Annotated in this window: 11 protein-coding genes and 1 pseudogene; 2 read left to right on the top strand and 10 right to left on the bottom strand. The window is 76.1% G+C overall.

Translation table 11 applies throughout. The features are described from left to right. Window positions 1-15: 15 nt before the first annotated feature. The gene (locus HS045_RS26680; RefSeq protein ID WP_196454221.1) at window positions 16-984 is read left to right on the top strand and encodes a DUF72 domain-containing protein; all 969 of its coding nucleotides are present in this window, start codon (window positions 16-18) and stop codon (window positions 982-984) included. A gap of 59 nt (window positions 985-1043) precedes the next feature. Here the strand turns inward: HS045_RS26680 and HS045_RS26675 are convergent, their stop codons facing one another. Continuing rightward, window positions 1044-1535 (bottom strand): cupin domain-containing protein, encoded by a 492-nt coding sequence (locus HS045_RS26675; protein ID WP_196454220.1) that lies wholly within the window; start codon window positions 1533-1535, stop codon window positions 1044-1046. Between the two features lie 5 nt (window positions 1536-1540). Continuing rightward, window positions 1541-2563, bottom strand: a complete 1023-nt coding sequence (locus HS045_RS26670) for a UDP-glucuronic acid decarboxylase family protein (RefSeq protein ID WP_196454219.1) — start codon at window positions 2561-2563, stop codon at window positions 1541-1543. Window positions 2564-2712: 149 nt separating this feature from the next. Between HS045_RS26670 and HS045_RS26665 the strand changes: the two are divergent. Then, window positions 2713-3903: pseudogene (locus HS045_RS26665) on the top strand (RNA-guided endonuclease InsQ/TnpB family protein); the annotation flags it as partial. Between the two features lie 34 nt (window positions 3904-3937). Here HS045_RS26665 and HS045_RS34970 read toward each other — a convergent pair. The 8 genes from HS045_RS34970 to HS045_RS26625 form a co-directional block, all read right to left on the bottom strand. Then, window positions 3938-5080: a glycosyltransferase family 9 protein gene (locus HS045_RS34970; RefSeq protein WP_230884835.1), complete on the bottom strand. Its 1143-nt coding sequence runs from the start codon at window positions 5078-5080 to the stop codon at window positions 3938-3940. Continuing rightward, window positions 5071-5760, bottom strand: coding sequence for an SDR family oxidoreductase (locus HS045_RS26655; RefSeq protein WP_196454217.1), 690 nt, complete (start codon window positions 5758-5760; stop codon window positions 5071-5073). The genes HS045_RS34970 and HS045_RS26655 overlap by 10 nt, the downstream gene beginning before the upstream one ends. A gap of 17 nt (window positions 5761-5777) precedes the next feature. After that, window positions 5778-7352, bottom strand: a complete 1575-nt coding sequence (gene rfaE2 / locus HS045_RS26650) for a D-glycero-beta-D-manno-heptose 1-phosphate adenylyltransferase (protein ID WP_196454216.1) — start codon at window positions 7350-7352, stop codon at window positions 5778-5780. After that, on the bottom strand, window positions 7349-7900 hold the full coding sequence (locus HS045_RS26645; protein WP_196454215.1) for an SIS domain-containing protein: 552 nt from the start codon (window positions 7898-7900) through the stop codon (window positions 7349-7351). The genes rfaE2 and HS045_RS26645 overlap by 4 nt, the downstream gene beginning before the upstream one ends. Window positions 7901-7906: 6 nt before the next feature. After that, on the bottom strand, window positions 7907-9115 hold the full coding sequence (locus tag HS045_RS26640) for a glycosyltransferase (protein ID WP_196454214.1): 1209 nt from the start codon (window positions 9113-9115) through the stop codon (window positions 7907-7909). Further along, the gene (locus tag HS045_RS26635; protein ID WP_307827735.1) at window positions 9112-10182 is read right to left on the bottom strand and encodes a glycosyltransferase family 9 protein; all 1071 of its coding nucleotides are present in this window, start codon (window positions 10180-10182) and stop codon (window positions 9112-9114) included. Before HS045_RS26635 ends, HS045_RS26640 begins: the two co-directional genes overlap by 4 nt. A gap of 137 nt (window positions 10183-10319) precedes the next feature. Next, entirely contained in the window at window positions 10320-11357 is a 1038-nt protein-coding gene (locus tag HS045_RS26630; protein WP_196454212.1) for a glycosyltransferase family 2 protein, read from the bottom strand. Beyond that, window positions 11354-12994 carry a carbamoyltransferase C-terminal domain-containing protein gene (locus HS045_RS26625; RefSeq protein WP_196454211.1) on the bottom strand — a complete coding sequence of 547 codons (1641 nt, stop codon included), beginning with the start codon at window positions 12992-12994 and terminating at the stop codon, window positions 11354-11356. The genes HS045_RS26630 and HS045_RS26625 overlap by 4 nt, the downstream gene beginning before the upstream one ends. Window positions 12995-13108 lie beyond the last annotated feature (114 nt).

Raw genomic sequence — 13108 nt, 5'->3', positions numbered from 1 at the left:
GGGCAGTGCCCTGGCATGGCGACCCAGACCTCCCTGCCGATCCCGGTCCCCCGCCCGCCGCGCCGCGCGGGCACCGCCACGGCGGGCGCCGCGGGCGCGCCGGCGGGGAACGTCCTCGTCGGCACGGCCTCGTGGACCGACCGGTCGCTGCTCGACTCGGGCTGGTACCCGGACGGGGTCGCGACGCCCGCCGAACGGCTCGCCTTCTACGCGGCGCGGTTCCCGCTGGTGGAGGTGGACGCCACCTACTACCACCCCCCGTCGGTCAGGACGGCGGAGGCCTGGCGGGACCGCACGCCGCCGGGCTTCACCTTCAACGTCAAGGCGTTCTCGCTGCTGACCGGGCACCCCACCCGGGCGCGCTCGCTCCACAAGGACCTCCGCCTGCGGCTCGGCGACCCGGACGGCACCCTCTACCTGCGCGACGTCGGCCCCGAGATCGCCGAGGAGGTCTGGTCGCGCTTCCGCGGCGCGCTCGCGCCGCTGCACGAGGCGGGCAAGCTGGGCGCCGTGCTGCTGCAGTTCCCGCCGTGGTTCCCGGCCGGTGAGGGCAACCGGCGCCGGGTGCTGGAGTGCGTACGGCGCTGCGCCCCGATGCGCGCGTGCGTGGAGTTCCGCAACCGCACCTGGATGGAGGAGGGCGAGCGCGAGCGGACCCTCGGCTTCCTGGCCGAGCACGGCGTCCCGTACGTCGGCGTCGACATGCCCCAGGGCCACCCGTCGTCGATCCCGCCGGTCCTGGCCGCCACCGCCGACCTGGCCGTGGTCCGCTTCCACGGCCACTCGGAGAAGTGGACCAGCAAGAAGATCGAGGAGCGCTTCGCCTACCTCTACTCCGAGGTGGAGCTGGAGCACTGGGCGGCGCGGCTCCGGGAGCTCTCCGGCCGGGCCGGGACCGTCCACGTGCTGATGAACAACTGCTGCCGCGACAACGCCCAGCGCAACGCCACCCGCCTCACCGACCTGCTGCGGGCCTCCCCGTAGCGGGGCCGGAGGCGGCGCAGAGGTGCGGGAGGTGCGGAGGTAGGGCCGGTGGTCCGCCGTCAGACCCAGTGGGTGTCGTGCCGGAGGAAGAACTCCGCCATCTCCTCCTCGCCGGGCCGGCCCGAGACGGCGAACTCCGCCAGGCCCTCGAAGTAGCCCTCCCGCGGGGCTCCCGGCGCGAAGTGCAGGAGCATCGAGGCGGGCTCGCCCGACTCGTTGCGGAAGGCGTGCACGCCGCCCTCGGGGACGTGCACGTAGTCCCCCGGGGCCGTGTCGATCCAGCGGGTCCCGTCGAAGATCCGCACCGTGCCGGAGAGGATGAAGAACGACTCGGAGATCGACCGGTGGAAGTGCGCGCCCGGCCCCGACGGGTTCGGGCCCATGTCCCACCGGTAGAGGCCGAACTTCCCGCCCGTGGAGGCCCCCGTCGCCAGGTAGTGCACCACGGTGCCGCCGTTGGGGTAGGTCAGCTCGGGCTGGTGGCCGGCGGGCCGGAAGGTCGCGTTGACCTCGCCTTTCTCCCCGAGATAGAGCGGATCAGGATATGTCATGATCTTTAATGTACCGGGGCGCCCCGGCGGCGGGGCGCCGGCCCGGACCCGCGGAGCTCCTCGGTGAACCAGGCGATGGTACGGCGCAGCCCGTCCGGGAGGTCCACCTGCGGCCGCCAGCCCAGCCGGGACGCGGCCAGCGAGGTGTCGGGCCGCCGGACGGCCGGGTCGTCGGCGGGCCGCTCCACGAACGCGATCGGCGAGGACGATCCGGTCAGGTCGCGGACCGTCTCGGCGAGGGCGAGCATGGTCAGCTCCGCCGGGTTGCCGATGTTGACCGGGCCGGAGAAGTCGCTCTCCGCCAGGGCGAGGACGCCCTCGACCGTATCGGTGACGTAGCAGACGGAGCGGGTCTGGCCGCCGTCGCCGGTCACGGTGATCGGCTCGCCGGACAGCGCCTGGCGGATGAAGGTCGGGATGGCGCGGCCGTCGTGCGGGCGCATCCGCGGCCCGTAGGTGTTGAAGATCCGCACGATGGCCGTGTCGGTCCCGTGCGCGTTGCGGTAGGCCGTGGTCAGCGACTCGGCGAAGCGCTTGGCCTCGTCGTAGACGCTGCGCGGCCCGACCGGGTTGACGTTGCCCCAGTAGTCCTCCCGCTGCGGGTGCTCCAGCGGGTCGCCGTACACCTCGCTGGTGGAGGCGAGCACGAAGCGGGCGCCCTTGTCCCTGGCGAGGCCGAGGGCGTGCAGGGTGCCGAGGCTGCCCACCTTGAGCGTCTCGATGGGGTGGCGCAGGTAGTCCACCGGAGAGGCGGCCGAGGCGAAGTGGAGCACGAGGTCGACGTCGCCGGGCACGTGCACGAAACCGGTGAGGTCGCACTCGACCAGGCGGAACCCCGGCCGGCCCATCAGGTGCGCGACGTTGTCCGGCGAGCCGGTCAGGAGGTTGTCCATGCAGATCACCTCCGTCCCCCGCTCGATCAGCCGCTCGCACAGGTAGGAGCCGAGGAAGCCGGCTCCGCCGGTCACCACGGCCCGGCGGGGGCCCCGCGGGATCCCCTCGTCTCGCCGGCGGGTGGAAAGACTCATCAGATACCTCCGAGGAAACCCCCGCCTTCAGGCGGGGAAGGAATCGGACCCCTGCGGAGCAGGACAGGGGCAGCCGATTCGCCGCCGAGCGAACCGGCGTATCGAACACGCGCACGGCTCTCAACCGAACACGCGATACGGTGTGAGGCATGGCGCAGATCGTGAAGCGGGCCTACAAGTACCGCTTCCACCCGACCCCCGAGCAGGCCTCCGAGCTCGCCCGGACGTTCGGCTGCGTCCGCTACGTCTACAACAAGGCCCTGGAGGCGCGGACCCGCGCCTATACGGCCGAAGGCCGCAAGGTCTCCTACGTGGAGACCTCCGCCATGCTGACGGCCTGGAAGCGCACCGAAGGGCTGGAGTTCCTGTTCGAGGTGTCCTCGGTGCCGCTGCAGCAGGCGCTGCGCCACCTGCAGGCGGCGTTCGCGAACTTCTTCGCGCGCCGGGCGAAGTACCCCACGTTCAAGAGCAAGAGGAGGTCCCGCGCGAGCGCCGAGTACACCCGCTCGGCGTTCCGCTGGCGCGACGGACGGCTGACGCTGGCGAAGATGGACGCGCCACTGGACATCGTGTGGTCGCGTCCGCTGCCGGAGGGGGCGCAGCCGTCCACGGTCACCGTGTCCAAGGACGCGGCCGGCCGCTGGTTCGTGTCCCTCCTGGTGGAGGAGACGATCCGGCCGCTGGAGCCGGTGGACGCCGCGGTCGGGGTGGACGCCGGGATCACGTCCCTGCTCACCCTGTCGACCGGCGAGAAGATCACCAACCCGAAGCACGAACGCCGCGACCGGCGCAGGCTGGTCCGCGCTCAGCGCGCCCTCGCCCGCACGGCGAAAGGGTCGAACAACCGGGCCGAGGCCCGGCTGAAGGTCGCCCGCGTCCACGCCCGGATCACCGACCGCCGCCGCGACTTCCTGCACAAGCTCACCACCCGGCTCGTCCGTGAGAACCAAACGGTCGTGATCGAGGACCTCACCGTCCGCAACCTGGTCGGAAACCACAATCCGGCCCGCGCCGCCTCCGACGCCTCCTGGCGGGAGCTGCGCTCCATGCTGGAGTACAAGACGGCCTGGTACGGGCGGGACCTGGTCGTGATCGACCGGTGGTTTCCCTCCTCCAGGCTCTGCTCGAACTGCGGAGCCGTGCGGGAGGCGATGCCGCTGGGCGTCCGAACGTGGCGATGCGCCTGCGGCGCGGTCCACGACCGCGACGTCAACGCCGCCAAGAACATCCTCGCCGCCGGGCTGGCGGAGAGGTGAAACGCCTGTGGAGCCGGTGTAAGACCTCAACGGAGTCCTCCGAGCGGGCAACGGGCCGTGAAGCAGGAAAGCCGACCGGTGACGGTCGGGATCCCCTTCCTTCAGGGAGGGGAGGATGTCAACGGACGGTCACCTCCAGTCGGTCGAGTGCGGCGTCGAGGACCCGCGCGGCCTCGATCCGCAGCAGCCCGGGGTCGGGCCGCTCTCCGCGGGGGTCTCCGCGCGACCCGGCCCACAGCGCGGTGTGCGGCCCGCCGGTCGGCGGCCCCCACAGGGCGGGCGGTACGGGACCGAACAGCACCACGGACGGGGTGGCGAACGCGCTCGCCAGGTGGGCCACGCCGGTGTCGCCGCAGACGACCAGCCGGGCGCGGGCCGCCAGGGCGGCCAGTTCCGGCAGGCCGGTGCGCCCGGCGAGGACCCGGTCGGCGGGCAGCCCGGCGAGGGCGGCCACCCGCCGCGCGAGGCCGCGTTCCGCCGCGCCGCCGGTGATCACCACGTCGTGACCGGCCTCGTGCAGGCCGGACGCCACCCGGGCGAACCGCTCCGGCGGCCAGCGCCGGGCGGGATGGGCGGCCCCGGGATGGACCAGGACCGGGCCGGTCCGCTCCCCCGGCGGATCCGGTGGATCCGGTGGATCCGGTAGACCGGGAGTACCCGATGAACCAGTCGGATCCGGCGGACCAGACGGACCCGGCGGACCAGACGGACCCGGCGGACCAGACGGACCCGGCGGACCAGACGGACCAGACGGACCCGGCGAGAGGACGGGATCGGCCAGGAGCAGGTCGGCCGGGTCGGCCGGGACGCCGTACCAGCCGAGCAGGTCGCACCAGCGGCGCACCTCGTGCACCTCCTCGCACCACCGCGGGCCCACCGTGTCCGGCAGGTCCGGGTGCGCGTGGGCCAGGAGCCGTCCCGGTCCGGTGCGCCGCAGCGCGGCGGTGCTCTGCGGGCCGCGACCGTGCAGATTGACCGCGATGTCCGGGGCCGCGACGGGGACGCGCTCGGGCACCGGGTCCGGTCCCGGCACGTCGCACAGCTCGTCGACGGCGCCGATCAGCGGCAGCAGTCCGGCCAGGGCCGCCGGGGCGGCCAGGATGATCCGGTGGCCGGGGAAGGTCCGCCGCAGCGCCCGGAGCGCGGGCACGGCGGTGAGCAGGTCCCCCAACCCCAGCGCGCGCAGTACCAGCAGCGACGGCGGCCTCCCCCCGGTCGGCTCTTCGATCGGCGCCCCGGTCAGTGCCCCGTTCAGGGCCATGACGTCTCCGTGGACGGGCAGACGACCAGTTCCCTGACCTCGCAGCCCTCCGGCTGGCCCAGCGCGAACACGACGGCCGCGGCCACGTCCTCCGGCCGGTTGAGCCGCGCGTCGGGGCCCGGCTTGTACTGCGGGTCGCGGTCGTCGAAGAAGTGGGTCCGCATGCCGCCGGGGATCAGCAGCGTCACGCCCACCTGTCCGGCGAGTTCGGCCGCCAGCGCCCGGGTGAACCCGACGACGGCGAACTTGGACGCGCAGTAGGCGGTGGCGTCGCTCAGCGCGCGCAGGCCCAGGGTGGAGGCGCAGGTCACGACCCGCCCCCGGGAGGCGGTCAGGTACGGCAGCGCGGCCCGCACCACCGAGGCGGTGCCGAGCAGGTTGACCTGGACCACCCGCTCCCAGCGGTCGGCGGGGACGTCGGCCAGACGGCCGCAGGCGTCGGTGCCCGCGGCGGTGACGACGCCGTCGAGCCCTCCGGCCCGCTCCGCCAGCGCGGTGACGGCCCGTTCCGCCTCGCGCCGGTCGGACAGGTCGGCCACCACGTGCTCGACGTCGTAGGCGGGGACGTTCACGTCGGCGACCAGCGGCCGCCCTCCGGCCTTGGCGACGGCCTCGGCGCAGGCCAGGCCGAGGCCGGACGCGCCGCCGGTGATCAGGATGTTCCCCAGTGTCGCGGGCATCGCGGTTCCTCCAGGTCTCACAGCGCCGCGCGGGCGGCGGCGATCAGGTTGGTCGTGGACTGCCCGGGGATCAGGGGCAGGATGACGGTCTCGCCGCCGGCCCGGCGGACGACCTCGGCCTCGGGCAGGTCGGACTCGGCGTAGTCGCCGCCCTTGACCCACACGTCGGGCCGGAGCCGCTCGATCAGCGCCGCGGGGGTGGCCTCGTCGAAGACCGCCACCGCGTCGACGCACTCCAGCGCGCGCAGCACCTCGACCCGGTCCTCCTCGCCCACCACGGGGCGCCCTGCTCCCTTGAGGCGGCGGACGGAGTCGTCGGAGTTGACGCAGACGATCAGCGCGTCGCCCAGAGCCCTGGCCCGCCGCAGCAGGCTGACGTGCCCGGCGTGCAGCAGGTCGAAGCAGCCGCCGGTGGCGACCAGCCGGCCTCCCGCGGCGCGGACCGCCCGGGCGGCCTCCAGGGGCGTGCGCGGCCGGTCGCCCAGGCCGGGGAGCCGTCCGCCGGGCCCTGAGCCGGGGCCGGGGAGCCGTTCGCCGGGCCCTGAGCCGGGGCCGGGGCCGGGCAGCCGGACGGCGGCCGCTCCCCCGCCCTCCACGAAGCGGCCGGCCTCGCGGGCCGCCGCCGCGACGGCGTCCTCGGCGCGCGCGCCGCCGCGCAGCGCCAGCGCGGCGGCCCCGGCGAACCGGTCGCCCGCTCCGCACGCGTCGGTTCCCGCCGTCACCGGGGGCGACGGGACCCGGACGACCGCGCCGCCGCGCCGCGCGACGGCGGCGCCCCGGGCGCCCAGGGTGACGGCCACCGCCTCCGCGGCGAGCGCGCGGGCCAGGTGACGGGCCGCCTGCTCGGGTGAGCCGTACGGCTCCGGCGCGCACAGCAGCCGGGCCTCGGCCTCGTTCGGGGTGACGAGCGCGCAGCCGGGAGCCGGGACCGGACCGCGCGGGTGGGGGTCCCAGACCACCGGCGCCGGGGTCAGGGCCGGCACGTCCCCCAGGGCCTGCGCCGTGCCCAGGCCGTAGTCGGAGACCAGGACCGCGCCCGCGCCGCGGAGCGCCGCGGCGGCCCGGCGGGCGTTCAGCGCCACCGGGTGGTCCCGGGCGGCGTCGGCGGACCGGTCGTCGCGGACCCCGGGGCGCGCCCGGCCCTCCCCCGCGCCGAGCCCGAGCGGGTGCGCCCGGTCCCCGTCGGCGCCGAGCACCCCGGAATGCGCCCGGTCCCCGTCGGCGCCGAGCCGGAACGGGTGCGCCCGTCCCTCCCCGGTGTCGAGCCGCAGCAGGGTCTGGCCCCGGGCCCGGATCCGGGTCTTGGTGACGGTGCCGCCCCGCAGCGGCAGCCGGACCACCTCCATCAGGCCGCAGAGCGCCTCCCGCAGCCACCGGCCGGGCTCGTCGTCGCCGAGCGCGGTGACCAGGACGACCTCCGCCCCGGCGCGGGCCGCGAGCAGGGCGGCGAGGCCGGCCCCGCCGGGACGGCGGCTCCGGCGCCCGGCGGCCACCACGGGGACCGGCGCGTCGGGGCAGAGCCGTTCGGCGTCGCCCTCGACGTCCACGTCGAGCAGCGTGTCGCCGACGACGACGAGCGGGCCCGGCCTCATGCGCAGGCCTCCTCGAGCGCGTGGCAGAGCATGTGGATCACCGCGAGGTGCACCTCCTGGACGGTCGCGGTGTCCGCCGCCGCCACCGGCAGGGCGTCGTCGCAGAGGTCCGTCAGGGGGTTGGGCCCCGGACCGGTCAGCGCCCAGGTCGTGAGACCGCACTCGCGGGCGGCGAGCGCGGCGGCCAGCACGTTCGGGCTGGAACCGCTGGTGGACAGGCACATCAGGACGTCTCCGGGGCGGCCGTGCGCCCGCACCTGGCGGGCGTAGACCTCCCGGGCGCCGAAGTCGTTGGCGATCGCGGAGACGCTGGAGGTGTCGGCGTGCAGCGGGATCGCCGCGTACGGCCGGCGGTCGTCGCGGAAGCGGCCGACCAGTTCGGCGGTGAGGTGCTGGGCCTCGGCGGCCGACCCGCCGTTGCCGCAGGCGAGCAGGCGGCCGCCGCCGGTCAGCACGGCCGCGAGCTTGCGTCCCCAGCTGGCGATGGTCTCGGTCTCGTCGTCCACCGCGGCGAGCGCGGCGCTCAGGCGTGACAGGTGTGGGTGCATGGTTCTTCAGCCTCCCGCGGCGGCGGCGATCCGGTTCCGGCCCCGGGTCCGGTGGCCGGTGATCACGTCCAGGTAGGCGGCCTCGGTCCGCTCGGCGATCCGGGGCCAGCCGTACCCGGACCTGGCGCGGCGCTCGCCGGACAGTGCGAGGGCCGCACGCAGGTCAGGACGTTTCAGCAGGTCGCTGAGGGCTCGGGCGAGCGCTCGGGGACGGCGGGGCGGGACCAGCACGCCGCAGCCCGCCACCGTGTCCAGGTGCCCGCCGACGGCGGAGGCGACCACGGCGACCCCGCAGGCCATGGCCTCCACGACGGCGATGCCGAACGGCTCGTACCAGGGCACGCTGACCACGACGTCGGCCGAGCGCATCAGGGCGGGGACGTCGGCGCGACCGACGCTGCCGATCACGCTGACCCGGTCGGAGAGCCCGTGGGCGGCGGCCAGGCGCTCCAGCCGCCGCGCCTCCTCGTCGTCCGGCGCACCGCCGGCGATCACCAGTTCGGCGCCGGGCAGGGCGCGCAGGGCCTCGACGACGGTGCCGACGCCCTTGCGCGGCACCATGCGCCCGATGCTGAGGATGCGCGGCCGCCGCCCTCGCGGCGCGGCCGGGCCCTCCGGGCGGAACAGGTCGAGGTCGACGCCGCACGGCACGATCGTGACCCGCTCGGCGGGCACGCCCATCGCCAGCAGCTCGTTCACCTCGTCGGTGCAGGTGGCGACGGTCAGCTGGGCGTCGCGCCCGACGGCGGTCTCGGCCGCGATCCGCTGCGGCGGGCTGGTGTCCGCCGCGCCCTGCCAGCGCCGCTTCACCGTGCCGAGCGCGTGGAAGGTCTGCACGACCGGTACGCCCAGGGGCCGGGCAGCCTCCAGCGCGGCCAGGCCGCTCATCCAGAAGTGCGCGTGGACCACGTCGGGCCGCCGGCGCCGCCAGCGCCGCCGCAGGTGCGCGGCGAAGGCCGGCATGTACGGCGGCAGCCGGTCCTTGGACACGGCGGCGGCGGGCCCGGCCGGGACGTGCTCCACGGTCACGCCGGGGCGCAGCGCCACCGCGTCGGGGGCGTCGGGGCGGTCGCGCCGGGTGTGCACGACGACCTCGTGCCCCCGCTCGGCCAGCGCCGCCGCCAGCGCCGCGACGTGGACGTTCTGCCCGCCGGCGTCGACTCCGCCGACGGCGGCGAGCGGGTTCGCGTGCTCGGACACCAGAGCGATTCTCATGGGGTTGCCTCCCTTGGCACGGCCACGCGGCCGACGGCCACGCGATCGGCGGCCACGCGATCGGCGGCCACGCGGCCGACGGCCACGGCGACCTCCTCGGCCGTCACGGACGACAGGCAGGGATGGCCGGGGACCGGGCAGGTCCTGGCCCTGCTCCCGCGGCAGGGGGCGTGCTGGTCGCCGAGGACGACGGACGGCACGCCGTACGGCGCCCAGCGGGCGGCCGGGACGACGGGTGCGAACAGGCTGACGACCGGGGTGCCGACCGCCGCGGCCAGATGGGCGGGGCCGGTGTTGGCCGCGACCACCGCGCATGCTCCGGCGATCACCCCGGCCAGTTCGGCGAGGTCCGTCCGCCCGCCGAGGTCGGTCACGCTCCCCGGCCCGGCGACGCCCGCCGTCAGCGCCCGCTCCCCGGGGCCGCCGGTCACCACGACCCGCCGGCCCCCGGCGGCCAGCAGCCGGACCAGCCGGGCCCAGCTCGCGGCCGGCCACGCCCGCGCGGGCGCCGAGACGCCGGGGTGCACGACCACATATCCGGGCGGCCCGGCCAGGTGGCCGACGCCGGGCAGCGGTCGCCGTACGGCGAGCCGGCCGTCGTCGCCGGCGGGGAGCTCGAAGCCGGCCTGGCGGGCCAGGCCCAGCATGCGCTCGGCCTCGGGCACGTCCGCGTCCTCGCCGTCCTCGTCGACGACCCGCCGCACGTCGAGCAGCGAGCCGGGGTAGTCGGTGCTGATCGCGGCGATCCGGGGCGTGCCCGCCAGCCGCAGCAGCAGCGCGAGCGGGAGCGGCGACTGGTGGAAGGAGGTGAAGACCAGCGCCTGCTCCGGGGCGAGCCGCCGGATCTCCCTGATCAGCCGGGTGACGTGGGCGCCGGACACCGGCGGCGGTTCGGGGTCGATCCACGGCGTCCGCCACTCCAGCACCCGCGAGACGCCGGGCAGGAGCTCGCCCGCCGCGCGGCCGTGCGGGCCCGCGAGCAGGACGACCTCCCGCGCCCGGGCGGCGACCGCCCGGATCGCGGGCCCGGCCAGCAGGACGTCGCCGGCGTTGTCGGGCCGCGCCACCAGGACGGTCCCCGCCCGGGGACCGGCCCGGTCCGCCCGGCCCACCCGGTCCGTCCGATGCGTTCGGTCCGTCCGGTCCGTCCGGCCTGCGGCGGGCTGCTCGGGCGGGCCCGTCCCCGGGCCCGTGGAAGCGTCCGTCATCGGCGCGCCCTCAGCTCGCCGCGCAGGCGGTGCGCGCAGGCCGCCGGGGGGATGAGCGCGCTGGTGACCGCCATCCGCCGGATCTCCCCGGGCGTGCGCGGGCCCGGGGCGATGCGCGCCCAGGCGAACTCCGCGGTCAGCAGCGCCCAGGCCGCCGCCGCGGCGGCGGCCGTCCGCCGCCGCCCGGCCAGCCCCGCCCCGGCCGCCAGCAGGCCGAACCCGGTGACGAGCGCGTGCCGGCGGAGCCGGCCGGGCGCGCCGCCGAGCATCGCCCGCCAGCCGGGGCCGTGGACGCGCCGCATCAGCGCGTCGTCGGCGTTGCCCCGCTGGAAGCGCACGCTGGCCCAGAAGCCGTCGTCGCGGACCGGGTGCCGGGTGACGCGCTCCCCCTTGACCAGCCGGTATCCGGCCGCCTGCACGCGCAGCGCGAGATCGGCGTCCTCCCGGTAGGCGCGCGGGAAGCGCTCGTCGAAGCCGCCGGTCCGCTCCAGCGCCTCGCGCCGGTAGGCCATGTCCGCGGTGATCCAGTCGGCGTCGGCCAGGCCCGCGGTGTTGCGCTCGGCGTCGGTGGGCCGGCGTCCGGCCGGGAGCGGCACCTCGATGCGCCCCTGGCTGCCGCCCACGTCGGCGGGCAGGTCCTCCAGGTCGGCGCGGACGGCCTTGTCCCAGCCGGGCTCGGGGATCACGTCGTCGTCGAGGAAGACGACCCACGGCGTGGACGCCGCCCGCCACCCGGTGTTCCTGGCGGCGGCCGGTCCCCGGCCGCCGGAGCGCAGGACCGTGACCCGCCCGCCCGCCGCGCGCACGGCCGACAGCACGTCGGCGTCGGTGCCGAGCGAGGCCGGGCCGACGAAGGGCGGGCCGCCGGGTGCGGCGGCGGGGCCGTCGGCGGGGACGCCGTCGGCCTCCCAGGCGTCGCCCGCGAGCGGGTCCGGGCGGTCGTCGACCACGATGACGTCGGTCCCGGGATCCAGGGCCGCCAGGGCGGCGGTCAGCGTGGGGCGGCCGATCGTCGGCACGACAACAGTGATCATGATGCGAACACCCGCCCCCGGCGGATCAGGTACGGGCCGAGGACGAGCAGGTCGACCGGGGCCGAGCCGAAGCACTCCAGCGCGTCGCGGGGATCGTCGACCATGGGCCGCCCGGCGGTGTTGAGACTGGTGTTGACCACGACCGGCAGCCCGGTCCTGGCCTCGAACTCCTGCAGCGTCCGGGCCAGCAGCGGGTCGCCGGCCCGGTCCACCGTCTGGATCCGGGCGGTGCCGTCGACGTGCACGACGGCCGGGATGCGGTCGCGCCACTCGGGGCGCACGTCATGCACGAAGAGCATGTAGGGGCTCGGGATCGGTCCCCGCTCGAAGATGTCGGCCGCCCGCTCGGCGAGCACCATCGGCGCGATCGGCCGGAACTGCTCGCGGCCCTTGACGTCGTTGAGCCGCTCGGTGTTGGCGGCCCGGCCGGGGTGGGCCAGCAGGGAGCGGCGGCCGAGCGCGCGCGGGCCGTACTCGCTGCGCCCCTGGAACCAGGCGACGATGCGGTCGGCGGCGAGCTCGGCGGCGACCGCCGCGGCCAGGTCGGCGGGGCGCTCGTAGGGCACCCGCGCCGCCTGGAGCCACGCGGCCAGTTCCTCGTCGGTCCAGCCCCGGCCGAGGTCGGCGCCGGGCATCGGCGCGGCCGGCTCCCCGGCCGCCTGCGCCAGGTGCAGCGCCCCGCCGAGCGCGGTGCCCGCGTCGCCCGCGGCGGGCTGGACCCAGAGCTCGTCGAAGGGCCCCTCGGCCAGCAGGCGCGTGTTGGCGACGCAGTTGAGCGCCACGCCCCCGGCCATGGTCAGCCGCCGCTCGCCGGTGCGCTCGTGCAGCCAGCGGACGAGGTCGAGCAGGACCTCCTCCAGCCGCCGCTGCACGCTGGCGGCGAGGTCGGCGTGGTCCTCCGACCACGGCTCGCCCCGGCCGAGCCGCTTGGCGTAGCCGGCCCAGTCGACCGGCTCGACGCGGAACCCGCCGTCGCCGGTGGCGCGGATCAGCTCGCGCAGCTCCCCCAGGAAGCGCGGCTCGCCGTAGGAGGCCATGGCCATGACCTTGTACTCGTCGCTGGAGCGCATGAAGCCCAGGTGCTCGGTGACCTCCTCGTACATGAGGCCGAGCGAGTGCGGGAGCTCCTGGGCGGCCAGGACGGCCAGCTCGCCGTCGGCGTAGCGCCCGGCCAGGTGCGAGACCGCCTCGCCGCGCCCGTCGCAGACCAGCACGGCCGAGTCGCGGTACGGCGCGGCCAGCCCCGCCGAGGCGGCGTGCGCGACGTGGTGGGGCACGTAGCGCACCTGCGCCGGGTCGAGGCCGGGCAGGGCCGTGGCCAGGAAGTTCGGCGCCCGGCGGGCGTAGGTGGTGCGCAGGTCCTCCCAGCGCTCGTCGAGCCCCCGCTGACCGGGCCGCACGAGCGCGGGATCGTAGGAGTAGGCCACCCCGTCGAGGTCCTCGGGTCTCAGCCCGGCCTGGGCGAGGCACCAGGCGGCCGCCTGCTCGGGCGGCTCCCAGGCCGCGAAGGGCACCGGGCGCTTGCCGTGCTTGCGGCGGCTGAACCGTTCCTCCTCCGCGGCCGCCACCACCTCGCCGTCGACGACCAGGGCCGCAGCCGGGTCATGAAAGATCGCATTCAATCCAAGGAATTTCATGCATTCGCCTCCCGCAGACACCTAGTCACTACCGAGAGGAGCGCTTCTCAAACACCACATGGCGGTAGAAGTGCAGCTAGATGGCCTGCAACCAGCAGATTGTCACTCTGAGTA

Source organism: Planomonospora sp. ID82291, from assembly GCF_015711645.1.
Classification (GTDB): domain Bacteria; phylum Actinomycetota; class Actinomycetes; order Streptosporangiales; family Streptosporangiaceae; genus Planomonospora.
This window is presented reverse-complemented; position numbering and strand designations above follow the sequence as displayed.